This is a genomic window from Serratia sp. BNK-4, assembly GCF_048685115.1.
Taxonomy (GTDB): domain Bacteria; phylum Pseudomonadota; class Gammaproteobacteria; order Enterobacterales; family Enterobacteriaceae; genus Serratia; species Serratia bockelmannii.
On record NZ_JBLQTM010000001.1, the window covers coordinates 3973001 to 3997054 of the forward strand.

The window sequence follows — 24054 nt, forward strand, 5'->3', positions numbered from 1 at the left end:
GCTCCTGCCGTTCAGGCAATAAAACCGCCGTCCACCAGACGGCGGCAGGCTTGTACCGCGCTCAGCGCCGCCAGGGTTGATGTTTTGGGATTGCTCGCCAGCGGGGTGCCGCTCAGCTCGATGTGAAACTCGCCAAAATCGCCGCACACCTGCAGGCGATGGGTATTGCGTCGGGTGGCGGGATCGACCTGCAGGCGTACCCGGGTGGCGTCCATCCCCAGGCCGTTGAGCGCAATGGTGGCCGCCACGTTGGCATTAGCCGGGAACAAACGCGCCGCTTCACGCGCCGAACCTTCAAAAAACACCTGCGCTTCACTCACCGCATCGAGATCGATCAACTGTTCCGCCGGGCTGCCGCGCCAGCTGGCCGGGCTTTTACTGGCCTGATAGGTCACGCTCTCCAGCCCGCCTTCGCGCGCCGACGCCAGCCCGTCCATCCCCGCCACCGCGCCGGACAGCACGATCAGCTGCCCGTGATGGCGGCGGCAAACCTGCTGCAGCCGCTGTTGCAATGCGGCGTCCGCCAGCGCGCCGGTCGAGATCAGCGCCAGCGGCCAGCCGCGCTGCAGCACCGCTTCGCCAAACTCCGCCACCGCCTGCTGGCTGGCGCACTCCAGCACCAGATCCGGCTGCTGCGAACACTGCCCAGGATGGGCCAGCGCCTGCACCCGCCCGCCAAAAGCCTCGGCGATCGCCGCATGATGAGCTGCGCGCGCCAGGATCCAACCGACCTCCACGCCTTCCGGCAAACGGGCGATCACTTCCTTCGCCATCGCGCCGTAGCCAATCATCATGATCTTCTTCATCTTTTTCGGCCCCTGCTACACATGGCGGTTAAAGCCGCCGGAAACGTCCAGCGCCGCGCCGGTGGTAAAAGAAGCCAGCGGCGAAGCGAGGAACAGCAGCGCCTGCGCCGGCTCCTGCGGCTTGCCCAGGCGCTTCATCGGGATGCCGCGCCGTTCGGCGATCGCCGCCGTCCACTGCTCCCAACTTTGATCTTTATCGCTGCGCTCTTCGAAACGGCGGCGCCACTGGCCCGACTCCACCATCCCCAGCAAGATCGAGTTAACGCGAATACCTTTGTCCACCAGCTCTTTCGATAGCGTCAGCGTCATGTTGAGCAGCGCGGCACGCGCCGCCGAGGTGGCGATCATGTGTTCTTCCGGCTGCAGCGCCAGCAGCGAGTTCACGCAGGTGATAGACGCGATCGCCGATCGTTCCAGCGCCGGTAAGAACGCCTGCACCGGATTGATCACGCCGAACAGCTTCAGCTCGGCCTCATGCAGCCAGGCCTCGCGCGGCGTCTGGTCAAAATGGGCGACGAAGCCCTGACCGGCGTTGTTGATCAGCAGATCCACGCCGCCGAAACGCGCCGTCACCTGAGCGGCGAACTGCGCCACCTGCTGTGCATCCAGCACGTCGCAGCGCAGCGCCAGGATCTCCGCCTGCGGGAAGTCCGCGCGCAGGCTGGCCTCCGCGCCGGCCAGTTTGTCCGGATCGCGGCCGCAGAACGCCACCTTCGCCCCTTCGGCCAGCAGCAGCTTCAGAGTTTCGAAACCGATGCCCGACGAGCCGCCGGTCACCACCGCCACCCGATCCTCAAGCTGAAAATTCATCGTTGGATTGCTCCCGTAAAATCCCGCAGATAGCGGTTGAAACACGCCGGCGCATCGAGGTAGCTGGCGTGACCGGCGGCGGCGATCAGACGCAGCGTCGCGTCTTGCTCACGCGCCAGCTCGGCCGCCTTCTCCGGCGGCGTAATGCGATCCTGTTCACCGCACCACACTTCCAGCGGGCCGCGATAGCGCGCCAGATAGCGGCCGATGTCGTCGTTAGCCAGCATCCAGGCGGCACTCAGAAAACCGTCGGGATCGAGCTGCTGCATGCCATTGCGCACCCAGGCGATGTCCTGCGGATCCGCCCCTTCGCGCAGCAAGGCCGCCGCCCGCTGCTCGCCGTAGCCCACCGGCCCCAGCGTCTCCATCATCTGTTGGCGCTGGCCGTACACCTGCCGGCGTTTTTCCTCCGGCGCCGCGGCATAGCCCTGCGCCGGATCCGCCAACACCAGCCCACATAGCCCGTCCGGATAGCCGGCGGCGTAGGCGCTGCCGATCAGCGCTCCCAGCGAATGGCCAACGATCAGCGGCTGCGCCAGTTGCAGTTCATCAATCAGCGCCGCCAACGCCGCCGCATAACCGGCGGCGTCAGCCTGCGGATCCGCCAACGGCAGGCTGCCGCCGTAGCCCGGCGCGTCCCACGCCAACAGACGATGACCGTCCGTCAGGCCGCTGTCGTTAAACTGCTTTATCCACGAGGCGGATCCGGAACTGATGCCGTGCAGCAACACCACCGGCCGCCCCTGCCCGGCCTCGCGCCAGCTCAGGGTGTACGCCCCGCAGCGCGCCCGTTGGCGTTGCGCCAGGCCGTTCATCAGTTGCGCTTCACTTTGGACAGCGGGTGATCCGCCGGATAGGTCGGGATCTCCGGCTTGGCGGTGCCGAGCATCACGCACATCAGCGCCTCTTCCTCGCCGTGGTTGAACAGGCCGCGGTACACGCCCGCCGGCACCGAGATCAGATCGCGCTCTTTCAGCCTGGTTTCGTAATACTCTTCACCATCCTGGATCATCAGCGTGATGCTGCCTTTCAGCATGAAGAACACTTCTTCCACGTCGTCGTGCAGGTGCAACGGGCCCTCGCACTTCGACGGCAGCACCATGGTGGAAAAGGTGAAGTTGCCCGCCGGAATAGTGTTGGCGTCGCTTGCCACGCCGGTGGCGCCGGTGCCGATGTAGCGCATCTGCGCGCGGCGGTATTTCGGGTCAAAGTCGGCCTGGAATTTCAGCGCGTTCCAGTCGTATTTGCGGCCCTCGAAACGGGCGATGCGCGACTCTACCCAGTTTTCCATCGACAGATCCTGCGGCTTGACGCCGGCTTTGTTCTCAACCTGAGACATGTTGTCACTCCTCTGTTGAATCAAATGGTTATCCCCTTCGTCTTTCACGCTGTGGCGTTGTTGGCTGCATTCGTTCACACCAGTCACTTACCGCAGTAAGCTCCTGGAGACTCACGAACTTGCCGCCTAGCCACAGCATGAAATCCATTGGTCTTAGCAATTGTTAATTCAGTACTTTCTCAGCAACGGCAGCAGAATGAGGCAGCCGACGAACGCCATCACCACCAGGAACAGCAGGCCGTTATCCATATTGCCGGTGGCGGCGATCAACGCCCCCATCAGCACCGGCGCCAGCGCGCCGGCAAAATTGCCCAGTCCGTTGAAAATGCCGCCGGCGGTGGCGCTGACCTTGCTGCTGGTCGCCTTCGCCAACAGCGCGAAAATATTCGGCGCACCGGCGCCCCACATAAAAGTGCTGAAGGCCATGGCGGCGATCACGCTGTAGGTGCCCTGCAGGTGCAGCACCACCGCCAGACCGAGGCCGGCGCCGCACAGCGACAGGAAGCAGGCCAGCGCGCGGCGATCCAGCTTGTCCGACAGCCAGGCGCCCAGCACTTCGCCGAGCAGCATGGCGATGAACGGCAGCGAAGAGAGGTAACCGGCATGCTCCAGATGAATGCCTTTGCCCTTGATCAGGTAGCTCGGCAACCAGCCGTTCATGCCCCACAGGTAGGTCAGGAAGGCGATATTGAACAGGCAAATCATCCAGAAATGCGGGCTGCGCAGCAGCTCGCGGCGGTGCTGTTTGCGTTCGGACACCGCCGGCTTGGCCGCCGCCGCCGGGCGCGAGACGTTCAGGTGGCGCATGCCGAACAGCACCAGCAACATCACCGGCAGCGTCAGAAACGCCATAAAGAAGAAGGTGGTCTGCCAGTCGAAGGTATTGAGGATGTACAGGGTGACCGGGAAGCCGAGCGCGGCCCCGAGCGGCGTGCCGAGCAGCCACAGCATGGTGGCGCGCGCCTGCAGCTGCGGCGGAAAGGCCTGACGAATAATGGCGTAGGCCATCGGCAGCAGCGGCCCTTCGGCGATGCCGAGCAGAATGCGCAGCGTCATCATGGCGTGATAGGAACGCACCAGCCCCATCAATACCATCAGCACGCCCCACACCACCATCATGCCAATCAATACTTTTACCGGGTTAAGCCGATCGCCGATGCCGCTGAGCAGCATCGAGGAGATGCCGTAGGAGAACAGAAACGCGCTCATCAGCAAGCCCAGCCGCGCCGGGTCAAAGCCGATCCCTAACGCCTGCTGAAACTCGGCGTCGGAAAACAGCGCCGCGATGCTGATCTTGTCGAAAAACGCCAGCAGCACGCAGGCGAACAGCGCGATCGGCACCGACCAGCGCACCCGTTGCTGCGGATTTTCGGCAACGGCTTCCCCCGCCCGTCCAGCGCGGGCGTCAATGTCTTGCGTAGTCATAAAACGCTCCCGAGGTTCGGGCGTTATTTCAACGCCATCAAAGAAAACTCCGCATCCGCCAGCTGCTGCGGATCCAGCACCCGGCCGCTCGCCAACCAGCGCTTGCCGAGCTTGATGGTGCGCGCGTCGTTGAACGCCACCATCTGCACCAGCTGCCGATCGGCGTTCAGCGTGAAGAACACCTGCGACTGCGGCGTGCGGCGCACCACATGGTGCACGCCGCCGCTCGGCACGCCGAGGATCTGGATATTGGCATCGTATTGATCCGACCACAGCCAGGCCACGTCGTCATACGGAGCGGCAAAGGCGTCGAGCATCGCGCAGGCGGTGCTGATGGCCTGATTTTGCGCGTAGGCCCAGGACTGCAGGCACAGGCCAAGCGTCGGGTGACGCGCCACGTCGCCGGCGGCGAAGATCGCCGGATGGCTGGTGCGCCCCTGGCCGTCGACCACGATGCCGGACTCGATCGCCAGCCCGGCGCTGCGCGCCAGTTCGAGATTCAGCTCGACGCCGATCCCCACCACCACCAGATCGAAGACCTGCGGATCGCTGACTTCGCTGCCGATCCAGGCGGCGCCGTCGCGATCTTCCAGCGAGATCTCGCCGCAGCCGCACAACACCGTAACGCCGTGCCGGCGATGCAGTTCGAGCAACGCCTGCGAGACATCGGCGCCGACGCTGCGCATGCATAGCGCGGGCTGGCGTTCAAATACCGTCACCTCGGCGCCGAGACGGCGCGCAGAAGCGGCGATCTCCAGCCCGATCCAACCGCCGCCGACGATCGCCAGACGGCGGCAACCTTGCAGGCCCTGCCGCAACCGGGCCGCATCGTCCCAGGAACGCAGCGTCATCACGCGCGGATGCTGCGCCCAAGTGGCGCCCGGCACACGCGGCCGCCCGCCGGTGGCGATCAGCAGCTGCTCGAACTGCAGCCGTTGCCCGTCGCTGAGCGTGACGATTTGCTGTTCAGCGTCGATGGACTCGGCGCGCAGCGGGCGACGCCAGTCGATATTCAGCTCCGCCACCGCCTGTTCGCTGAACAGCCGACTGAGGGGAGCCGCGGCATCCAGCAGCGCCGCTTTCGACAGCGGCGGCCGCTCGTAAAAATCGTAGGGCTCGTCGCTGACCACCGTCAGCCGGCCGCTGTAACCGCGGTCGCGCAGCGTCTTGGCCGCCCAGCCGCCGGCCTGGCCGCCGCCGACGATGACGATGCCCGTCTGTTCTGGCCGGTTCATAACGCTTGCGCCTTTTTATGCTGGCGGCGCGTGTCGTGATCGATGCCGCCCTCTACCGCCCATTCGGTGAAGGAGACCAGCGAATGCTCCAGCTCGCGCGGCTGCCAGTTTTCCGTCAGGTAATCGTCGTTGGTGTAATACTCGAACGCACCGCCGGTCGGGCTGTTGACGTACCAGAAATACGCCGAGGAAATCGGGTGGCGGCCGGGGCCGATAAAGGTGCTCCACTGCTCTTTGTTCATGGCGATGCCGCCGCCGATCACTTCATGGATATCGCGCACGGTGAACGCCACATGGTTCAGGCCGCGTGGGCGGTTAGGCAGCTTCAGCAGGAACAGGTTATGGTGGCCGCCGCGCGCCTGGGTGCGCAGGAAGACGGCGCGATCGATATAGCGATCGGAAACCTGGAAATCCAACAGCTCGCGATAGAAACGCTCGGTCGCCGCCAGATCTTCAACGAAGAACACTACGTGGCCAATATTGATCGGTTGCGCCTGCGAATAGACCGGGCTGGGTTGATCGATGCGGCGCACGTCGCCCCATTGGTTGATCGGCGTGACCGGCACCTCAACCGCCTGCTGGCGGCTGACGACGAAGCGCAGCGTCATGCCGTTGGGATCGAGGCATTCCAGCTCTTCTCCCACCTGACGGAAGCCGGGCATCAACGCCAAACGCGGCTGCAGGCGCGCCAGATCGGCGGGTGAGCCCACGCCCCAGGTCATGCGGCGCAGGGTAGAACCGCCTTCAAACGCCGCAGGCAGCGCCGCGCTTTGCAACGGGTGCAGGACAACCTGCGCCCCGCTCAGGGTGGTGAATTCGCGCTGCGGTTCGCCCCAATGTTGCGTGGCGGGCTGCAGGCCGAAGTCTTGCATGAATTTTTCGCAGGTTGGCAGATCTTCGACGCCAAATTCCAGTTTTTCGATTCCGATTACGCTCATTGTTCAGCCTCACGTTCTCGCTGCATACGGTTTTCAGGCATGAGTGAACCCCGGCCCCTGTTTGCTGTGGGCCTTATCCCTGCCTGAGTGAAAGAGTCGGTCCTGTCGGTTAGCCGACGTTGGCCTGCGGCGGCGCGCCGAGGAAGCCAGAAATTTTCTCCGCCGCATCGCGCACTTCCATGCGCAGCCGCTCGCGATCCGCTTTCGGGATCTCATCGGACGGCACCATGATGCTGACCACCGCCTCGACCCGCTGCTCACGGTTGAAGATCGGGTAGACGATCGAGGAGATGCCGTGGCGGAAGAACGATTCGCCGATCACATAGCCGCGCGCCTTGTCTTGCTGCACCATCTGCCACAGCATTTCGCGATCCGCCGGGGTGCCCGGCGCGTTGCCCGGCAGCTGCGCGTCCGGATAGAGTTGTTCGAACTCGCTGCGGGTGGCGCTGGTCAACAACATGCGGCCGAGCGAGGTTTGGTGCACCGGCAAGCGGGTGCCGACGCTGACCTGATTGATCTGTGAACCGGCGGCGCTGACGCGGGCGATATAGATCACGTCGCGCCCGTCGCGGATCGCCAGATGGCTGCTGCACTGGCTGCGATCGCGCAACTGCTCGATCACCGGCTGGCCGGCCTGCGCGACGTCCAGCGACGCGATGTATTCAAAACCGAGACGCAGCACCTTGATGCCCAGTGCGAAGGTATTGGTGCGCGGATTGCGCTCCAGAAAGCCCAGGTGCTCGAGCGTCTGCACCACGCGGTAGGCGGTGGCCTTCGGCATATCGACCAGGCGATGCAACTCGGCAAAAGTCATTTCCTTATGCTGCTCGCCAAACGCCAGCAGCAACTGCAACCCGCGATCCAGTCCCGGGATCAGATACTTACATGCTTGCTCGTCCGCCATCTCTCGCTCCTGCGCTGTGCGCCTGCCCTGCGGGCCGTCAGTTGAATACGAAGCCGCCGTTGACCGGCAGCAGTTGGCCGGTGACGAAATCCGCCAGCGACGACAGCAGATAAAGTACCGTACCGTTCACATCGTCCGGGTGCTGCGCCCCGGCCAGCGCGCGCCCCTGCTCGTACAGCTGATGGCGCTCAGCGGGCACATACTCAGTGGCTTCCACTCGCGTCAGGCCCGGCGCGATGGCGTTGACGCAGATACCCTGCGGGCCCAGCTCGCGCGCCATCGATCGGGTCATCGCGATCACCGCGCCTTTACTGGCGACATAGGCCATCAGGCGCGGCGCGCCCCACAGCGCGGTGTCCGACGCCACGTTGACGATCTTGGCGTGCGGATTGCGCGCCAGCAGCGGCACCGCCGCCTGGCTCACCAGCCAGGTGCCGCGCACGTTGACTTGCATCACGCGATCCCACAGATCGATATCGTATTCCATCATGGTTTTACCGCCGACGCCGGTCGCCAGCGCCGCGTTGTTCACCAGACCGTCGATCCCGCCGCCAGCGGCGATCTTCTCGAACGCCAAGCGGATCGAATCCGGTGAGGCCAGATCGATCGTCTGCGTTTCCACCCGAGCGCCCTGCTCGCGCAGCGCGGCGCCGCTCGCCGCCAGCTCATCCGCCAAGATGTCGCACATCACCACCTGCGCGCCTGCTGCGGCGATGGCGGCGGCAAAGCTGTAGCCCAGGCCGCGCGCCGCACCGGTGACCACGATGCGCTTGCCGTCCAGCAAGCCGTTCACTGCGCCGCCTCCCGCTCGCGCAGCGTCGCCAGCTGTTTCTGCGCCTCTTTCTGCATCAGGCGGCGCAGGCGCGACAGACCGACGTCGTGCTGGTACAGGTATTCGCGGCCGCGAGCGTTAGGCGCCATGTTCTCGAGCACGATGCGATCCTGCTCGAGCACGTCCCAATGCAACGATTCCAGGCGATTACGGTACATGAAGCGCCACATGTCGCGCTGCCAGTCTTTGACCTTACGGATGCGCCAGAAGAACACCCGGCAGTGATCCTTGTCTTCCGGCACCACCATGCCGATGATCCAGAAGTGACCACCCGGCCCAAAGCGCTTCTTGTACGGGATCGACAGGCGCATCCAATACGCGCCGCTGCTGCCGAATTCCACCCAGTCGAAGTTGACGCCGATCTGGCCGTTTTTCTTGAAGATAAACCCGCTGTCGGTCGGCTCCAGCCCCATATCCGCCTTGCGATCCCCTTCCGCCATCGAGTGTGAGGAAGAGTGCAGGTAGGTGCCGTGCATCGGATCCATCACGTTTTCCAACGCGTACTGGTAGTTGCAGTCCCAGCTGGCGGTGCACAGGAAGTGGCTGTACGACGCTTCGTCCGCCAGCTCTTGCGGGAAAGTCAGCTCCGCCGGCGCTTCATCCGCCGTCACGCCGAAATAGAGAAACACTGCGCCGTAGGCTTCTTTGGCCGGGTAAGACCGCAGGCATTTTTGCCCCACCAGCGGGCAGCGATCCACCGCCGGCACGTCTTTCACCGTCCCGTCTCCGCCGACTTCCACCCCGTGATACCAGCAGGCGATACGATCGCCGAGGTTCCACCCCATGGAAAGCCGCGCGCCGCGGTGCGGGCAGCGATCTTCCAACGCGTGGATCTGGCCTTCACCGTCGCGCCACACCACGATTTGCTGCTCGAGACGGGTGATGCCGACCGGGTTGTTGCCCACTTCCCAACTGGCCAGCACCGGATACCACATGCCGCGCAATCCCTGGTCAAGATAGTCCTGCAGGCTCTGTTCGGAGGATGTTGTGTTTGCTGTCATTGTCTTCTCCCGGATGTGGCTCAGAAACCGTTAACGTGAAGGAATTCGCGGAACGTCGCCTCATTCCACGGTTGGCCGCTGCGATCGAACAGGCGGCGCTGATTCAACGCGCTGACGATCTGCTCCAGCTCTTCCGCCCCCTGATCGAAGATCGTTTCCAGCGCCGCCACCAGCGCGGTTTCGAAACCGTCCGGCACCCGGGCGCGGTTTTGCCAGATGACATTGCGGAACTGGCCCGGCTGATGGATTTGGCCGTTGCCGCCTTCGCGGGCCGGCGTCACCTGTTGGGTGTCCGGCAGCCAGGGATTGAAATCGGTGATGTGCTGCATGATTACTCCTCCGCGATAAAGGTGATCTGGATTTGGTTGTCGACCACCCGGGTGGGATAGGTTTGCAGATCGCGGCCGCCTGGCTCGCGCAGGCACTGGCCTGTGCGCACGTCAAACAGCGCTTCGTGCAGCGGGCACTCAACCTTGCCGTCGTCTACAAACCCCTGGCTGAGCAAGGCATAAGCATGCGGGCAGACGTCTTCCAGCGCGTAGTAGTTACCGTCGAGCAGGTACACCCCGATCTCTTTTCCTTCCACTTTGCCGGAGAAAGGGAAATCTTCTTTCACCTGAGACACTTCGCACACATTCTTCCAGCTCATTGCTTTTATCCTCTATCTGATTGTTTCATATATGAAACTCAGTTTCTTATTTAATACAGCCACTATAAGTCTGGCGAAACTTTCGTCAAGCGAGCGGAACGGCAAATGTTAATGAAAGGTTGTTTAAAAATGACAAATGCGGGAGGGATCACGAAATCATGCACCGATATGAAAAACCTATGTCAGTTGTGCGCTCTTCCGCTAATTTATGGCAAAAAATGCGTTGATCCCGGCGGCGCATTGCGCGTAAAAGTGTTTTCTCACTGTCTTTTACACTCAATTTAATAACAATTAATTTACATTAATCAGCCTCGTCCCCCGCGTTTGCGCGTAATGGCCTCCGCGGGCGAGTTTACTGCTGCCTGAATTCGTCAACCGCTCGCACTGAGGAACGCGCCGTGCAACAACGTCAACGCTGGTTTGGGGTGATCGCCCTGCTGTTTCTGATCGTTATCGCCTATGCGGATCGGGTTAATATCGCCGTGATGTTGGTCAATCCCGACTTCCTGCAACACTTTCAACTCGGCGGTGACCGCGCCCATCAGGGCACGCTGATGACGGTGTTTTTACTCGGTTACGGCCTGTCCGCCATGTTGCTGACGCCGTTTCTGGAAACGCTGATGGGTTACCGCCGCGCGCTGACGCTGAGCGTCGTGATGTGGGCGCTGCTCACCGCCGCGTCGCCGCTGGCGGGATCGCTGCTGTTGCTGTGCGCGGTGCGCGCGCTGCTTGGCGTCAGCGAAGGGCCGCTGTTCTCGCTCAAGACCATGTACATCAGCGATCATTTCGCCGCCGACGAGCGTGGCAAACCCAACGCGGTCAGCGCGCTGGGCGTCTCGTTGGGGCTGGTGATCGGCTTTCCGCTGGTGAGTTTTCTGATGGCGCACTTCGGGTGGGCGATGTCGTTTCACCTGCTGGCACTGCTCAACCTGCTGTTGGGCCTGGCGCTGGTGCGGCTGTTCGTTCATCCGCTCGCCTTACCCTCATCTTCACGCCCCGCCGATCCTCAGCCGGTGTTGAGCCGCGTCTGGCACACCTTCGCGCTGGCCTGGCGCACACCGATGCTCGGTTGGATCCTGCTGATCGAGATCGCCACGCTCAGCTACCTGTGGGGATCCAGCGCCTGGCTGCCGGCTTACCTGACTGATGAAAAAGGATTCTCCATCAAGCAGATGGGATGGATGGCCGCACTGCCTTTCATCGTCAGCATCGCCTCAAAATACCTCGGCGGCGTGCTGCTCGATCGTATCCGCCCCTATCAGGCGCCACTGATCTTCGTCTTTGGCGGCGCGGCGACCGCACTGTGCATCTATGGCGTAATGAACAGCCATCAACTTGGCTGGATCGCCTTCTTCCTGCTGGCGGCCAACGCCTGTTGGGGCGCACAGGGCGCGGCAATCCCCACTCTGCTGCAGCATTATGCGCGGCCGGAGGCGGTCGGCAGCGCCTATGGGCTGATCAACGGCATCGGCAATCTGTTCTCGGCGTTTGTGCCGATGGCGATGGGCATGGTGATGGCCAGCCAGGGCAAGGTGTCCTCGGGCTTTGCGGTACTGATTGCCTCACAGCTGCTGACGCTGCTGGCGGGCGGCGCGCTGTTTAGCCGCATGTTGCTGGCGCGCCAGGTGAAACGGGCATAAATCCGTTTCACCGTGTTCTACGGCGGCAAACCGAAAGCGTTGAGAGGGTGCTCATGGATCTGGACGTCAACAACCAGCAGACGGGGCCCCCCCCCGTCGCCGGGTTGCCTTACCGTTCGGATTCGTAAGCCAAAATGGCCGCAACCTCCGTAGTGCCCGATCGGATCCACAGCTCGCACAGCGTGCTACGGGTTATCCATGCCAGTGATATTACCGTGGCACAAATAACCACCAGTTTTAACAGGCTCCGTTTGTTCGGCATCATGCCTTCTTCTCCTTGCCTCGCGGCGGGTAAGAGGCTAACTTAACGTTGCTGGCGTTAGAGTAGGCCTCGGGTTGATGAATATCGACTCGGGGCTTTTCTCTTTGTACCTTTCACGCAGGCTCTAGATACAAAGATCCAGAGCACCCGCGCGCAGTATATTCATCCTCCCCGTTATCCCGATTCCTTTTTACTGACTCCGTTTCATTTCTGCGCAAAATTGCGCAAAGGCGTTGCAACAGACTGAAAATCGCCGCACGGATGGCGAAAAATGAAATAAAAAAAGCGACCCCCATACGATGGGAGCCGCTTTTTCAGCGAGGCGTGGCCAAGCGTCAGGCGTGTTTCTTGGCCGCCTGCAGGTACAGCATCTCCAGACCCAACGTCGCCGCGGCCAGCGCGGTGATCTCGGACTGGTCATAGGCCGGCGCCACTTCCACTACGTCCATGCCGACGATGTTCAGCGACTGCATGCCGCGTACCAGTTTCAGCGCGCGATCGGAAGTCAAGCCGCCGATCACCGGCGTGCCGGTGCCCGGTGCGAACGCCGGATCCAGGCAGTCGATGTCGAAGGTCAGGTACACCGGCATATCGCCGACGATGCCCTTGATCTGGGTCAGAAGGTCGTCCACGCTGCGATCGTTCACCTGCGCGGCGTCCAGCACGGTAAAGCCGTTGTCGTGATCGAACTCGGTGCGAATGCCGATCTGCACCGAATGATGTGGGTCGATCAGGCCTTCGTTCGGCGCATGGTAGAACATGGTGCCGTGGTCGAACTTGCTGCCGTTGGCGTAGGTATCGGTATGGGCGTCGAAGTGCACCAGCGCCAGCTTGCCGAAATGCTTGGCGTGCGCACGCAGCAGCGGCAGGGTGACAAAGTGGTCGCCGCCGAACGAGAGCATGCGCTTACCGGCTTTCAGCAGTTTCTCCGCGTGTGCCTGCAGCTTGTCGCTCATGTCCTGCGCATCGCCGAAGTTGAACACGATGTCGCCGCAGTCAACCACGTTCAGGCGATCGCGCAGATCGAAGCTCCACGGCCAACGGTTGCCTTCCCAGGCCAGGTTGGTGGACACCTGACGGATGGCCGCCGGGCCATGGCGGCCGCCGGCGCGACCGGAGGTCGCCATGTCAAACGGAATGCCGGTGATGACCCACTCTGCATCGCTGTCGTAAGGCATGAAGTTCAGCGGAAAGCGCAGGAAACCAAAGGCATTGGACACTAATGAATTATCGGACTGATGGCCTAAGGTGCTCATAGTAAACCCTCGTAGTTCAACAAGTTGCCGGGCGCAGACGCCGGGCCGTGACAAAAAAAAATCCCTCCCGCGTCGTTAGCCCGACGAGAAAGGGATTTATTCGATGTGTGTTTCGGTGCTACCGATACGGCAGATTATGGCCGCATTTTGTTCATGCTTCAAGGGGGTCAACAGCGCCCCCCTGAAGAGGGCGGTTACTCGTCTTCCAGATACGTATAACCGTACAGACCGGCCTCAAATTCTTCCAGGAACTGCGCCTGCAGCTCGCTGTCCAGATCGGTTTCTTTGACCTGATCGCGGAACTTGGACAGCAGCGCGCTCGGATCGAGCTGCACATACTCCAGCATGTCCGCCACGGTATCGCCCTCGTCGGACAGCTCGGTCTCGACGCTGCCGTCCGGGAACACGTACACGTCAACCGAGGCGGTGTCGCCGAACAGGTTGTGCATGTTGCCAAGGATCTCCTGGTACGCGCCGACCATGAAGAAGCCCAACGCCGGCGGGTTCTCCGGATCGTACGGCGGCATCGGCATGGTGGTCGCCACGCCGTCGCCGTCGACGTAATGATCGATGGTGCCGTCGGAGTCGCAGGTGATGTCGAGCAGCACCGCACGGCCTTCCGGCGGCTTATCCAGCCCTTCCAGCGGCAGCACCGGGAACAGCTGGTCGATGCCCCATGCATCCGGCATCGACTGGAACAGCGAGAAGTTGACGTAGAACTTGTCCGCCATGCGCTCTTGCAGTTCGTCGATGATAGGACGGTGCGCGCGGTTGCTCGGATCGAGCTGCTGCTGGATCTTGTTGCAGATGTTCAGATACAGCTGCTCGGCCCAGGCGCGCTTGGTCAGGTCCAGCATGCCGTGCGCGTATTGGGTATGCACGTCGTGCAGATCCATCTGGCTGTCGTGCAGCCATTCGCGCAGCGAGCGGCGGTTCTCCGGCTCGTTCATTTCCAGCCAGGTTTCCCACATGCTTTCCAGCGCGCGCGGCGCGTCGGCTTCCGGCGGCTGCGGTTCGCTGAACTCGTTGCGCTCGACGCCAATCACGTTGGAGACCAGCACCGTGTGGTGCGCGGTCACGGCGCGACCGGACTCGGTGATCACCGTCGGGTGCGGCAGGCCGTGTTCGTTACAGGCGTCGCCGATGCCCCAAATCACGTTGTTGGCATATTCGTTCAGGCCGTAGTTGACCGAGCAATCGGACTGCGAACGGGTGCCTTCGTAGTCGACGCCCAAGCCGCCGCCCACGTCGAAGCACTGAATGTTGACGCCCAACTTGTGCAGCTCAACGTAGAAGCGCGCCGATTCGCGCACGCCGGTGGCGATGTCGCGAATATTGGCCAGCTGCGAACCCAAATGGAAGTGCAGCAGCTGCAGGCTGTCGAGGCGGCCCGCTTCACGCAGGGTCTCCACCAGCTTCAGCACCTGCACCGCCGCCAGACCAAACTTGGATTTTTCGCCGCCGCTCGACTGCCATTTGCCGGAGCCTTGCGATGCCAGACGCGCACGCACGCCCAGGCGCGGTATGACGTTCAGCCGCTCGGCCTCTTCCAGCACCAGGTTGATCTCGGACATCTTCTCGATCACCAGGTACACCTTGTGCCCCAGCTTTTCCCCGATCAGCGCCAGACGAATATATTCACGATCTTTATAACCATTACAGACGATCACCGAGCGGGTCATGCCGGCATGCGCCAGCACCGCCATCAGTTCGGCCTTGGAGCCGGCTTCCAGCCCCAGCGGTTCGCCGGAGTTCACCAGCGATTCAATCACGCGGCGGTGTTGGTTCACCTTGATCGGATACACCAGGAAATAACCGCCCTGGTAGCCGAAGGATTCACGCGCGCGTTTGAACGCGGCGTTGATAGAGCGCAGGCGATGCTGAAGGATCTGCGGGAAGCAGAACAGCGCCGGCAGACGTTGGCCGTCTTGCTGGCGCGTTTTCACCAGTTCTGCCAGATCGACGCGCGCCTGCGGGACATCCGGATCCGGGCACACGCTGATATGGCCCAGCTCGTTGACGTCATAGTAATTGTTGCCCCAGTAGGCGACGTTATAAGTACGCAGCATCTTGCTGGCATTACGATCATTCATGGCAACCTCCTGCATGGAGCGCAAAGATAAAGACTCGCCCGCAACCGGCGGACGGTGAATCAACAGATCATCAGACATGGTTCGCCTCACATTCCCTACTGACGAAACCGTCAGCCACTATCGCAGCTACAACCCGCGAGAACAACCCAACAAGCCGCGCCGGCGGCAGCGAAGAGAACTGCCGTTCGCGGTCAGCGATCGGTTTATCACTCATATAATTGTAAGACACCCTGTTCAAACCTCGTGAATCGGGCCAAGAAACATCCCACAGGAAGGCTGCAGGCTACCCTTGTTCAGTTCTTCAGACGACCGTTAGCCGGCCCGAGAATCCTGAGTAGCGGCCAAGTGTTTATCGCACCTGGTAAGTGACAGAGAGACAAGACGGGAAATAGCAGAAGAATGTGCGCCAGAACGGCACTGCTGTTGAGAACCAACAACCGGTAGACAACGGATCATTAATCCAACCACCTCCACGCGCGCCGTTCGGAGTGAACGACCCAGCCTCTAAATATAGTGTAAGAACGTGACCGTTCGATGAAGCGGCGAACGCCCGCGACGGATAATAGCGCAACGCTGGCGAATGCAAAGCGGAAGTTTATCGCACCTTCCCCCACGCCAGACCGCCGTACTGTGCAGCAAATGAACCGCGCGCGCAGTTTATACCGGTAAGCAGGTGAAAAAGCAAAATGAAAATTCGCCGAAAACTGTTTCAAGCGATGAAAATGGCGCCAACCCGTTTGCGCAAAAGAGCGAAAGCGCAAAAAATTACTGGCAATCTGGCTAAACCCTGACCTAAAATAGACGTCCAGATGTTAATCCATCTATACTGGTTAACTGATAAACTGCTTAACGGCTTTGCCTGAGGGGCGTTGCAGGATGCATCTCGCGCCATCAGCGGAAGACCCTTCGCTTCGATGCCGGATCTCCAGCGCTGTGCAGTAATTTCTAACCCGTCTTATGCAAGGTAAAGAACACAATGGCTAAACACCTCTTCACGTCCGAATCCGTCTCCGAAGGACATCCAGATAAAATCGCCGACCAGATCTCCGATGCCGTCCTCGACGCCATCCTGGAACAAGATCCGAAAGCGCGCGTCGCCTGCGAAACTTACGTGAAAACCGGTATGGTGCTGGTCGGCGGTGAAATCACCACCAGTGCCTGGGTCGATATCGAAGAGATCACCCGCAAGACCGTGCGCGAGATCGGCTACGTTCATTCGGACATGGGCTTTGACGCCAACTCCTGTGCAGTATTGAGCGCCATCGGCAAGCAATCCCCAGACATCAATCAGGGCGTTGACCGTACCGATCCTCTCGAGCAGGGCGCCGGCGATCAGGGCTTGATGTTTGGCTACGCCACCAACGAAACCGACGTGCTGATGCCTGCGCCTGTCACCTACGCGCACCGTCTGGTGCAGCGCCAGTCCGAAGTGCGCAAAAACGGCACCCTGCCGTGGCTGCGCCCGGATGCGAAGAGCCAGGTGACCTTCCAGTACGACGACGGCAAAATCGTCGGCATCGACGCCGTGGTGCTGTCCACCCAGCACTCAGAAGACATCTCGCTGAAAGATCTGCAAGAAGCGGTGATGGAAGAGATCATCAAGCCGGTGCTGCCGGCGGAATGGCTGACGGCGGGCACCAAATACCACATCAACCCGACCGGCCGTTTCGTTATCGGTGGCCCGATGGGCGACTGCGGCCTGACCGGCCGTAAGATCATCGTCGACACCTACGGCGGCATGGCTCGCCACGGCGGCGGCGCCTTCTCCGGTAAGGATCCGTCCAAGGTTGACCGTTCCGCGGCTTACGCGGCGCGCTACGTGGCGAAAAACATCGTTGCCGCCGGCCTGGCCGATCGCTGCGAGATTCAGGTGTCTTACGCTATCGGCGTAGCGGAACCGACCTCCATCATGGTGGAAACCTTCGGTACCGAGAAAGTGCCAACCGAACAGCTGACGCTGCTGGTGCGCGAATTCTTCGATCTGCGCCCATACGGCCTGATCCAGATGATGGATCTGCTGCAGCCGATCTACCGCGAAACTGCCGCCTACGGCCACTTCGGCCGCGAGCACTTCCCGTGGGAAGCGACCGACAAAGCCGCACTGCTGCGCGATGCCGCCGGCCTGAAATAAGCCCCGACATCAACATGAAAACGGCGAGCCTGGGCTCGCCGTTTTTTTGAGCAGATGGGTGCTCCTGGATCAACGCATCGACTGCCGGCCAGCGGAGGCAAAGCCCCCGCCGCCGGGTTGCCTTACCGTTCTGATTCGTAAGCCAAAATGGCCGCAACCTCCGTAGAGCCCGATCGGATACGCAGCTCACACAGCGTGCTGCGGGTTATCCATGCCAGTGATATTACCGTGGCACAAATAACCACCAATTTTAACAGGCTCCGTTTGTTCGGCATCATGCCTTCTTCTCCTTGCCTCGCGGCGGGTAAGAGGCTAACTTAACGTTGTCGTGCGTTAGAGTAGGCCTCGGGTTGATGGATATCGACTCGGGGCTTTTCTCTTTGTATCTTTCACGCAGGCTCCAGAGACAAAGATCCAGAGCACCCGCCCGCAGTATATTCACCTCCCCCTCTCTTCCCACGTTCCTTTTCACGTTAAATGTCTTTCTTGCGTAGCGGCACGCAACGCCTTGCAAAGCGTTGAAAAAAGGCCCAGCAACGCAGGGCCATTGAGGGCAGAGAAAGCAAGGTGGGAGCGAGGCTTACGACGTCTGCTTACGCAACAGATAAACGAAGTACGGCGCACCGATAAAGGTCGCCAATAACCCGGCGGGGATCTGATACGGGAACAGCAGCATCCGCCCGCACCAGTCGGCAAACACCATCAGCAAGCCGCCCAGCAGCGCGGCGATCACCATTTGCGGCAGCGCGCGGCGGAAGCCCAGCATACGAGCCATATGCGGCGCCATCAGCCCGACAAAGCTCAACGGCCCGACGGTCAGGGTCGCCATGGCGGTCAGGGTGGCAGCCAGCAACAAAATGGTCAACCGCGCCGGCGTCAGCGCAATGCCCACCGAGCGGGCGGTGGCGCCGCCGAGCGGCAGGATGGTCAACCAACGGCGGCACAGCGGCGCCAATACCATCAGGCCGGCGGCCACCAGAGCGGTACGCAGCGCCTGCGCCGGCTCCACCGAATAGGTCGAACCGGAGAGCCAGGTCAGCAAGCCCCCCATACGCGGATCGCCGCTGGCCAACAGCAGGAAGATGACGGTAGTAAAGGCGGTGCTGAGCGCGATACCGGCGAGCAGCATGCGTTCCGTCGAGAAACCGCCGCGGCCTGCGGCGATCATGATGATCAGCAGCGTAGCGGCCGCTCCCAAACTGCCGGCGGGCAGCAGCCAAACGAAGGCGTCGCCCGGCACCATAAACAGCATCATCACGACGCCAAAAGCGGCGCCGGAGCTGATCCCCAACACTTCCGGGCTGGCCATCGGGTTGCCGGTCAATTTCTGGATCAACGTGCCGGCGACCGCCAGCATCATGCCCGCCGCCAGCGCCGACAGCACCCGCGGCCAGCGCCACGGCAGCAGGGAATCCAGCTCCGCACCCAGGCTCCAGTGCCAACCGCCGGCATTTTTGCCCAGCATCAGCGCCAGCGTCAGACCGATCAGCAATACGAGGCCACCCAGCAGGATCCAGCCGGGCAGATTCCCGCGCTCGGCAGGCACCTTGTCGCCAAGGTTCATCGGCGGCGGCGTGGTGGCGCTGCGCAAACGCGGCAACAGCCACAGCAGCAGCGGTGCGCCGAACAGCGCAGTGGCCGCGCCGGTCGGGATCTCACGCCACACCTGCGTCACCCCGAGCATCACCTGATCGGTCAGCCACAGCAGCAGTGCCCCCAGCAACGGCGCCAACATCATGCGGTGCGCCAGGCGGCGCGCGCCCAGCATCTTCGCCATCAGCGGCGCAAACAGGCCGATAAAGCCGATAATGCCCACCGCACTCACCAACATGGCGCTGAAGATAATGGCCAGCCCCAAGGCGCAGAAGCGCGCCATCGATAGCCCCAACCCCAGGTTCCGCGCCACGCCGTCGTCCAGCCCCAGCAGCGTCAGCGGGCGCAGCAACAGCGCCGCCAGCAGGCCTGCCACCAGCAAACGCGGCAGGAGGAACTGTACGGCGCTCCAATCCTGTTGGTTCAGCGCGCCGGTGCCCCACAGGAACATGCCCTGCAGCTGATCGTAATGAAACAGCGCCAACAAGCTGTTGACCGCGCCGCAGTACAGTCCCAACACCAGCCCGGCCAGAATCAGCGTCACCGGCGACATCCGCTTGCCCCAGGCGACGCCGAACACCAGCCCGCCCACCACAATCGCACCCACCATAGCGGCCAGTTGGCGGGTAAATTCGCCCCCCGGCAGCACCCACAGCGTGGCGATGGTCAGGCCGAGCTGCGCACCGGCGGCCACGCCGAGCGTCGACGGTTCCGCCAACGGATTGCGCAACACCTGCTGGAACAGCACGCCGACCAACCCCAGGCCGGCGCCGGCCAACAGCGACACCGTCAACCGAGGCAGCAGGCTGTAATGGAACAGCATTTGCCGCACGTCGTCGATGTCCGGCGCGCTGAGCGCCCGTGCCCATTGCGCCGGCGGCAGCTGCTGCGTCAGGTTGTATATCGTCAGGCCACCTGCCGCCGCCAGCAACAGCAGGATCAGCGTCAGCGGCAATTTCCGGATGCCCGCATTCATGACGCACTCTCCTGAGCTTGTGCCAATAAACGGCAGAAACGCATCGTCGACAGCGTGGCGCCATAGAACCACACCGCCGGCACCTGCCGCAGCTGGTTTTGCCGCACAAAAGGCAATGACTGCCACAGCGGCGTCGCGCTGACCTTGTCCATCATCGCCTGATTACCGTGATCGAGATAGATGACTCGGGCGTTACGCACCGTGGCCAACCGTTCAATCCCCACCACCGCCGTGCCCCAAAAGTCGGTTTTCTCCTGCCAGGCATTGCGGATACCGAGTTGATCCATCGCTTCCTGGAACAGGCTTTTCTGGCCGATGATCAACGCATGGCGCGTGTCTATCAGGGAAAACAGCAGCAACGGTTGGCGGGTGTAGCTTTGCAGGCGCTGACGGGCGTCCTGCATAAAGCGGTCGAACTGCGCCAGGTGGTTTATCGCCCGGCTTTCTATGCCTAATCGTTGCCCCAGCGCCAGCAGCGACTGGCGGGCGACGGTCAGCGGTTTGCCGCTGCCATCGTTGAAGCCGAAGCTCATGGTTGGCGCGATGGGTTGGATTTTTCGCGGCGTCGGGCCATAGCCCTGCGACAGCAACACCAGCGAAGGCTGGAGCTGCTGCAGCAGTTCGAGATTCGGTTCGGTGCGCTGGCCGACGTCGACCACCGTCGCCGGCAGCTTCGGCTCCGCCACCCACAGGTTGTAGTTATGGACATCGGCCACCGCCAGCGGCGTCACGCCCAATGCCAACAGCAGCTCGATCGGCAGCCATTCCAGCGCCGCAACGCGCGCGATATCCGGCGGCGCATCCGCCGCTCGCCCGGGCAACGATCCCAACAGCGGCGACAGCGCCAGCGCCATCAACAGGCGGCGGCGCAGCGGATCGTGAGAAGAAGTGAATACAGAGGACATCAGTAGACAAAACTCACCGGCGCGCCGCCGCTCGGGTGCGGCAACGTGCCCATAGGAATACCGTAAATTTGCTCCAGCACCGGCCCCTGCATCAGTTCCAGCGGGCCGCCCTGGGCGATCATTTCACCGCCGCGCAGCGCAACCAAATGGTCGCAGTAGCGCGCCGCCATATTGATGTCGTGCAGTACGGCGATCACCGTGAGATCGCGTTCGCGGCTCAGGCGCTGGATCAGCGCCAGCACCTCGACCTGGTGCGCGATGTCCAGCGCCGACGTCGGCTCGTCGAGCAACAGACAGCGGCTGTCCTGCGCCACCATCATCGCCAGCCAGGCGCGTTGGCGCTCGCCACCGGACAGGCTGTCCACCAGCCGGTTGGCGAACGGCTTCAAGCCCACCAGCGCGATGGCCGCTTCCACCTGTTGACGATCGTTGGCGCCAAAACGCCCCAGCGCGCCATGCCACGGATAACGGCCGACGGCCACCAGCTCACGCACCGTCATGCCTTCCGCCGCCGGCAACTGCTGCGGCAGGTAAGCCACCTGGCGAGCGAAGGATTTGCCGTCCCACTGCGCCAGCGGCTGCCGATTGAGCAGTACCTGGCCGCCACTGGGGGCTTGATGCCGCCCGAGCAGTTTCAACAGGGTGGATTTACCGGAACCGTTATGGCCGATCAGGCCGCAGACTTTGCCCTGGGGAAAACTGAGCGACAGCGGTTGCAGCAGCACCCGGCCGGGGACGGCGAAGCTGGCGTTATCCAGCGCAAAGGCCGCGCCGGGATTAAGAAGTTTGTCCTGCATAGATCCTGCTTTGTCCGGGGCGACGCGGCGCCGCCCCGGCTATCCGGTTAGAAACGGAAGGTTGCGGTGGCGACCACCTGGCGTTCTGCGCCCCAGTAGCAGGCGTAGTCGCGGTAGCAGCTCGACACGTAGGTCTTGTCGAACAGGTTGTTGATGTTGACGCCCACGGACGAGCCCGGCAGGCCAAAGCGCGCCAGATCGTATTTAATGGTGGCGTCCACCAGCGTGTAGTCCGGCACCTTGAAGGTGGTGTTATCGCTGTTGAAGCTCGAGCTGGAGCCGACGTAACGCACACCGGAACCCAGCGTCAAACCGCTCACCGCCGTTTCGTGGAAGGTATAATCCGCCCACAGCGACGCCATGTGTTTCGGCACTTCGACGGTCGGTTTGCCCTGATAGGTGTTGTCCTTGGTGTATTTCGCATCGGTGTAGGTATAGGAGGCGATCAGGTTGACGTTGGCATTCAACGCCGCCTTGGCTTCCAGCTCCACGCCGCGTGAGCGGATCTCGCCGCTCTGCACGCTGAACTGCGCGTTATCCGGATCCGGCGTCAGGTTGTTGTTCTTGGTCAGCTGATACAGCGCGCCGGTCAGCACGATTGGGCGATCCTTCGGCACGTATTTCACGCCGGCTTCATACTGCTTGCCGATCGAGGGCTTAAAGGTCTGGCCATTGATTGACGTATCCAGGGTCGGTTCAAACGACTCGCTGTAGCTGAAATACGGCGTCACGCCGTTGTCGAACAGGTAATTCAATCCGCCGCGCCAAGTAAATTGCCCATCGGAGCGTTCGTTGGTGTACCCGAGAACGCGGTTATTGGCCGACGTTTTCGCCCAGTCATAGCGCCCGCCCAGCGTCAACAGCCACTGGTTCCACTCCCCTTGCTCCTGCAGATACAGGCCGGTTTGCTCCTGACGGTTCAAGTACTTGTATGGGAAGTTGATATTGACCACATCATTGCCATACTGCGGCTGGGTCATGCTCAGGCCGTCTGTGGAACCATAGTCGGAATTGATATCGTTGCGCATACGCGAATAATCTACGCCAAACAACAGCGTATGGTCGATATCGCCGGTTTTCACCTTCGCCTGCGCCTGAGTATCAACCGCAAAATTGTTCAGGTGCTCTTTCGACTGAACGTAAGCGCGATTGATCGTCGTCGGTGATGATAAGCCGAATCCGTAGATGCTCTTCATATCGGTGTCCACCTGCATATAACGCAGGTTCTGGCGCACCGCCCAGGTATCGTTGAAGGCGTGTTCGAAACTGTACCCGATCATCCGCTGCTTGCGCGCCATATAGTTGCTGGCTTCGCCTTCGTTGAAATCGGTCGGCAGTTTGCTGCCGTCCGGCAATGGGATCAGCGTGCCCTGCTTCGGCAACCAGCCGTAATAACCGGTATAGGGATCGTTTTGAATGTTGGCCAGCAGCGTGAAGTTGGTTTTGTCATCCGGGCGCCAGCTAAAGGACGGCGCGATCGCATAGCGCTTCTCTTTGCTCATGTTCTGCTGCGTATCGCTGTCTTTCGCCAGGCCGGTCAGGCGATAGGAATAGATGCCCTGATCGTCCAGCGCGTCGCTGAAATCGAAACCGGTCTGGAACAGGTTATCGGTACCCATTTTGAACTGGATTTCGCGCAGCGGCTCGGTGGTTGGCCGCTTGCTGACCATCGAGACCAAACCGCCCGGGTTGCTTTTACCGTACAGCACCGAGACCGGGCCGCGCAGCAGCTCGGCGCGTTCGAGGAAATAAGGATCGATGGACGCTTCGCTGTAGTTGTCGCCCAGCAACCGCAGGCCATCCAGATACTGGGTGGTGTTGGTAGCCGGGAAGCCGCGGATTGCCACCGCGTCATAGGTCGTGGAGCTGCCGCGGCTGGCGAATACGCCCGGCGCATAGGCCAGAGCACTTTTCACCGTATCCGGCTGGCGCATGTCCATCTCTTCACGCGTCACCACGGAAACGGACTGCGGGTTCTTTTCGATCGGCGTATCGGTTTTGGTGCCGGTGGCGCTACGTTTGGCGACATAGGTGCCGACCGGCCCCCAGGCGCTTTCCTGCTGGGCGGAATTGCTGCCGCCCACAACGGTAATCGTGTCTTCCTTGGCGGCCGGCTTGGCGTCGGCGGAAAAAGCCGGCATCGCCAGCGTGCCTAACGCCGCAGCGACGGTGATCGCTAACGCGCTGACGGGGAGACGGCCCTGCTTGGCCGCGGATGATGAAAGACGCTTGGTCGGCATGATTTATTTCTCTGATGAATTATTAAATGACGAATGTAAACGATAATAATTATTATAAGCGTCGCATTTTATGCAGAAGCCAAATTAAACTGCAAGCCGAATTCATAGGGCAAATAGGTTAAGGATTAGGCGCTTAGCCATGTAGTTAACAGGGAAATAAAACGAGCGGAAAAACAAAAAAGCCCGCAACCAAGGTTACGGGCCTAATAACAAAGAAAAATT

At 61.6% G+C, this 24054-nt stretch carries 22 protein-coding genes; 2 read left to right on the plus strand and 20 right to left on the minus strand.

Annotated features, from left to right (window positions below; genetic code table 11):
• Nucleotides 1-11 precede the first annotated feature (11 nt).
• The 12 genes from ACMGGW_RS19000 to ACMGGW_RS19055 form a co-directional block, all read right to left on the minus strand.
• Complete coding sequence (locus tag ACMGGW_RS19000) at nt 12-806, minus strand: aspartate dehydrogenase (protein ID WP_043141242.1); 795 nt, start codon at nt 804-806, stop codon at nt 12-14.
• 15 nt (nt 807-821) lie between these two features.
• Complete coding sequence (locus ACMGGW_RS19005) at nt 822-1616, minus strand: SDR family oxidoreductase (protein ID WP_043141245.1); 795 nt, start codon at nt 1614-1616, stop codon at nt 822-824.
• Nucleotides 1613-2431 carry an alpha/beta fold hydrolase gene (locus ACMGGW_RS19010; protein ID WP_046687779.1) on the minus strand — a complete coding sequence of 273 codons (819 nt, stop codon included), beginning with the start codon at nt 2429-2431 and terminating at the stop codon, nt 1613-1615. Before ACMGGW_RS19010 ends, ACMGGW_RS19005 begins: the two co-directional genes overlap by 4 nt.
• Nucleotides 2431-2955 (minus strand): cupin domain-containing protein, encoded by a 525-nt coding sequence (locus ACMGGW_RS19015; RefSeq protein WP_004937634.1) that lies wholly within the window; start codon nt 2953-2955, stop codon nt 2431-2433. The genes ACMGGW_RS19010 and ACMGGW_RS19015 overlap by 1 nt, the downstream gene beginning before the upstream one ends.
• Before the next feature lie 168 nt (nt 2956-3123).
• Nucleotides 3124-4380, minus strand: a complete 1257-nt coding sequence (locus ACMGGW_RS19020; protein WP_049208796.1) for an MFS transporter — start codon at nt 4378-4380, stop codon at nt 3124-3126.
• Between the two features lie 23 nt (nt 4381-4403).
• The gene (locus tag ACMGGW_RS19025; RefSeq protein ID WP_197832266.1) at nt 4404-5615 is read right to left on the minus strand and encodes an NAD(P)/FAD-dependent oxidoreductase; all 1212 of its coding nucleotides are present in this window, start codon (nt 5613-5615) and stop codon (nt 4404-4406) included.
• On the minus strand, nt 5612-6553 hold the full coding sequence (locus ACMGGW_RS19030; RefSeq protein WP_043141258.1) for a VOC family protein: 942 nt from the start codon (nt 6551-6553) through the stop codon (nt 5612-5614). The genes ACMGGW_RS19025 and ACMGGW_RS19030 overlap by 4 nt, the downstream gene beginning before the upstream one ends.
• A gap of 109 nt (nt 6554-6662) precedes the next feature.
• Complete coding sequence (locus ACMGGW_RS19035; RefSeq protein WP_025304202.1) at nt 6663-7457, minus strand: IclR family transcriptional regulator; 795 nt, start codon at nt 7455-7457, stop codon at nt 6663-6665.
• A gap of 37 nt (nt 7458-7494) precedes the next feature.
• A complete protein-coding gene (locus ACMGGW_RS19040; protein WP_025304203.1) occupies nt 7495-8250 on the minus strand; it encodes an SDR family oxidoreductase in 756 nt (251 codons plus the stop codon).
• Nucleotides 8247-9290 carry an aromatic ring-hydroxylating oxygenase subunit alpha gene (locus ACMGGW_RS19045; protein WP_043141261.1) on the minus strand — a complete coding sequence of 348 codons (1044 nt, stop codon included), beginning with the start codon at nt 9288-9290 and terminating at the stop codon, nt 8247-8249. The genes ACMGGW_RS19040 and ACMGGW_RS19045 overlap by 4 nt, the downstream gene beginning before the upstream one ends.
• 20 nt (nt 9291-9310) lie before the next feature.
• Entirely contained in the window at nt 9311-9619 is a 309-nt protein-coding gene (locus ACMGGW_RS19050) for a recombinase-like helix-turn-helix domain-containing protein (protein ID WP_004937617.1), read from the minus strand.
• A 2-nt stretch (nt 9620-9621) separates the two neighbouring features.
• Entirely contained in the window at nt 9622-9939 is a 318-nt protein-coding gene (locus tag ACMGGW_RS19055; RefSeq protein ID WP_004937614.1) for a non-heme iron oxygenase ferredoxin subunit, read from the minus strand.
• Between the two features lie 398 nt (nt 9940-10337).
• On the opposite strand from ACMGGW_RS19055, the gene ACMGGW_RS19060 reads away from it, so the two are divergent.
• Nucleotides 10338-11579, plus strand: coding sequence for an MFS transporter (locus ACMGGW_RS19060; RefSeq protein ID WP_043141266.1), 1242 nt, complete (start codon nt 10338-10340; stop codon nt 11577-11579).
• Between the two features lie 109 nt (nt 11580-11688).
• Here the strand turns inward: ACMGGW_RS19060 and ACMGGW_RS19065 are convergent, their stop codons facing one another.
• The 3 genes from ACMGGW_RS19065 to speA form a co-directional block, all read right to left on the minus strand.
• Nucleotides 11689-11841 (minus strand): Hok/Gef family protein, encoded by a 153-nt coding sequence (locus ACMGGW_RS19065; RefSeq protein ID WP_043141361.1) that lies wholly within the window; start codon nt 11839-11841, stop codon nt 11689-11691.
• A 335-nt stretch (nt 11842-12176) separates the two neighbouring features.
• A complete protein-coding gene (speB, locus tag ACMGGW_RS19070; RefSeq protein WP_004937606.1) occupies nt 12177-13097 on the minus strand; it encodes an agmatinase in 921 nt (306 codons plus the stop codon).
• 194 nt (nt 13098-13291) lie between these two features.
• On the minus strand, nt 13292-15268 hold the full coding sequence (gene speA, locus ACMGGW_RS19075; protein ID WP_004937600.1) for a biosynthetic arginine decarboxylase: 1977 nt from the start codon (nt 15266-15268) through the stop codon (nt 13292-13294).
• Nucleotides 15269-16166: 898 nt separating this feature from the next.
• On the opposite strand from speA, the gene metK reads away from it, so the two are divergent.
• On the plus strand, nt 16167-17321 hold the full coding sequence (metK, locus tag ACMGGW_RS19080; RefSeq protein WP_016926681.1) for a methionine adenosyltransferase: 1155 nt from the start codon (nt 16167-16169) through the stop codon (nt 17319-17321).
• A gap of 122 nt (nt 17322-17443) precedes the next feature.
• On the opposite strand, the gene ACMGGW_RS19085 is transcribed toward metK, so the two are convergent.
• The 5 genes from ACMGGW_RS19085 to fhuA form a co-directional block, all read right to left on the minus strand.
• A complete protein-coding gene (locus tag ACMGGW_RS19085) occupies nt 17444-17596 on the minus strand; it encodes a Hok/Gef family protein (RefSeq protein ID WP_197832267.1) in 153 nt (50 codons plus the stop codon).
• Between the two features lie 305 nt (nt 17597-17901).
• Nucleotides 17902-19890 carry a Fe(3+)-hydroxamate ABC transporter permease FhuB gene (gene fhuB, locus ACMGGW_RS19090; RefSeq protein WP_025304214.1) on the minus strand — a complete coding sequence of 663 codons (1989 nt, stop codon included), beginning with the start codon at nt 19888-19890 and terminating at the stop codon, nt 17902-17904.
• On the minus strand, nt 19887-20795 hold the full coding sequence (gene fhuD / locus ACMGGW_RS19095) for a Fe(3+)-hydroxamate ABC transporter substrate-binding protein FhuD (RefSeq protein ID WP_197832265.1): 909 nt from the start codon (nt 20793-20795) through the stop codon (nt 19887-19889). The genes fhuB and fhuD overlap by 4 nt, the downstream gene beginning before the upstream one ends.
• Entirely contained in the window at nt 20795-21592 is a 798-nt protein-coding gene (gene fhuC, locus ACMGGW_RS19100; protein ID WP_197832264.1) for a Fe3+-hydroxamate ABC transporter ATP-binding protein FhuC, read from the minus strand. Before fhuC ends, fhuD begins: the two co-directional genes overlap by 1 nt.
• A 47-nt stretch (nt 21593-21639) precedes the next feature.
• The gene (gene fhuA, locus ACMGGW_RS19105) at nt 21640-23832 is read right to left on the minus strand and encodes a ferrichrome porin FhuA (RefSeq protein ID WP_025304217.1); all 2193 of its coding nucleotides are present in this window, start codon (nt 23830-23832) and stop codon (nt 21640-21642) included.
• Nucleotides 23833-24054 lie beyond the last annotated feature (222 nt).

Bases quoted from the DNA above. Each gene is read 5' to 3' on its own strand.
- ACMGGW_RS19000 (WP_043141242.1), bottom strand. From the start codon at position 806: ATGAAGAAGATCATGATGATTGGCTACGGCGCGATGGCGAAGGAAGTG.
- ACMGGW_RS19005 (WP_043141245.1), bottom strand. From the start codon at position 1,616: ATGAATTTTCAGCTTGAGGATCGGGTGGCGGTGGTGACCGGCGGCTCG.
- ACMGGW_RS19010 (WP_046687779.1), bottom strand. From the start codon at position 2,431: ATGAACGGCCTGGCGCAACGCCAACGGGCGCGCTGCGGGGCGTACACC.
- ACMGGW_RS19015 (WP_004937634.1), bottom strand. From the start codon at position 2,955: ATGTCTCAGGTTGAGAACAAAGCCGGCGTCAAGCCGCAGGATCTGTCG.
- ACMGGW_RS19020 (WP_049208796.1), bottom strand. From the start codon at position 4,380: ATGACTACGCAAGACATTGACGCCCGCGCTGGACGGGCGGGGGAAGCC.
- ACMGGW_RS19025 (WP_197832266.1), bottom strand. From the start codon at position 5,615: ATGAACCGGCCAGAACAGACGGGCATCGTCATCGTCGGCGGCGGCCAG.
- ACMGGW_RS19030 (WP_043141258.1), bottom strand. From the start codon at position 6,553: ATGAGCGTAATCGGAATCGAAAAACTGGAATTTGGCGTCGAAGATCTG.
- ACMGGW_RS19035 (WP_025304202.1), bottom strand. From the start codon at position 7,457: ATGGCGGACGAGCAAGCATGTAAGTATCTGATCCCGGGACTGGATCGC.
- ACMGGW_RS19045 (WP_043141261.1), bottom strand. From the start codon at position 9,290: ATGACAGCAAACACAACATCCTCCGAACAGAGCCTGCAGGACTATCTT.
- ACMGGW_RS19050 (WP_004937617.1), bottom strand. From the start codon at position 9,619: ATGCAGCACATCACCGATTTCAATCCCTGGCTGCCGGACACCCAACAG.
- ACMGGW_RS19055 (WP_004937614.1), bottom strand. From the start codon at position 9,939: ATGAGCTGGAAGAATGTGTGCGAAGTGTCTCAGGTGAAAGAAGATTTC.
- ACMGGW_RS19065 (WP_043141361.1), bottom strand. From the start codon at position 11,841: ATGCCGAACAAACGGAGCCTGTTAAAACTGGTGGTTATTTGTGCCACG.
- speB (WP_004937606.1), bottom strand. From the start codon at position 13,097: ATGAGCACCTTAGGCCATCAGTCCGATAATTCATTAGTGTCCAATGCC.
- speA (WP_004937600.1), bottom strand. From the start codon at position 15,268: ATGTCTGATGATCTGTTGATTCACCGTCCGCCGGTTGCGGGCGAGTCT.
- metK (WP_016926681.1), top strand. From the start codon at position 16,167: ATGGCTAAACACCTCTTCACGTCCGAATCCGTCTCCGAAGGACATCCA.
- ACMGGW_RS19085 (WP_197832267.1), bottom strand. From the start codon at position 17,596: ATGCCGAACAAACGGAGCCTGTTAAAATTGGTGGTTATTTGTGCCACG.
- fhuB (WP_025304214.1), bottom strand. From the start codon at position 19,890: ATGAATGCGGGCATCCGGAAATTGCCGCTGACGCTGATCCTGCTGTTG.
- fhuD (WP_197832265.1), bottom strand. From the start codon at position 20,795: ATGTCCTCTGTATTCACTTCTTCTCACGATCCGCTGCGCCGCCGCCTG.
- fhuC (WP_197832264.1), bottom strand. From the start codon at position 21,592: ATGCAGGACAAACTTCTTAATCCCGGCGCGGCCTTTGCGCTGGATAAC.
- fhuA (WP_025304217.1), bottom strand. From the start codon at position 23,832: ATGCCGACCAAGCGTCTTTCATCATCCGCGGCCAAGCAGGGCCGTCTC.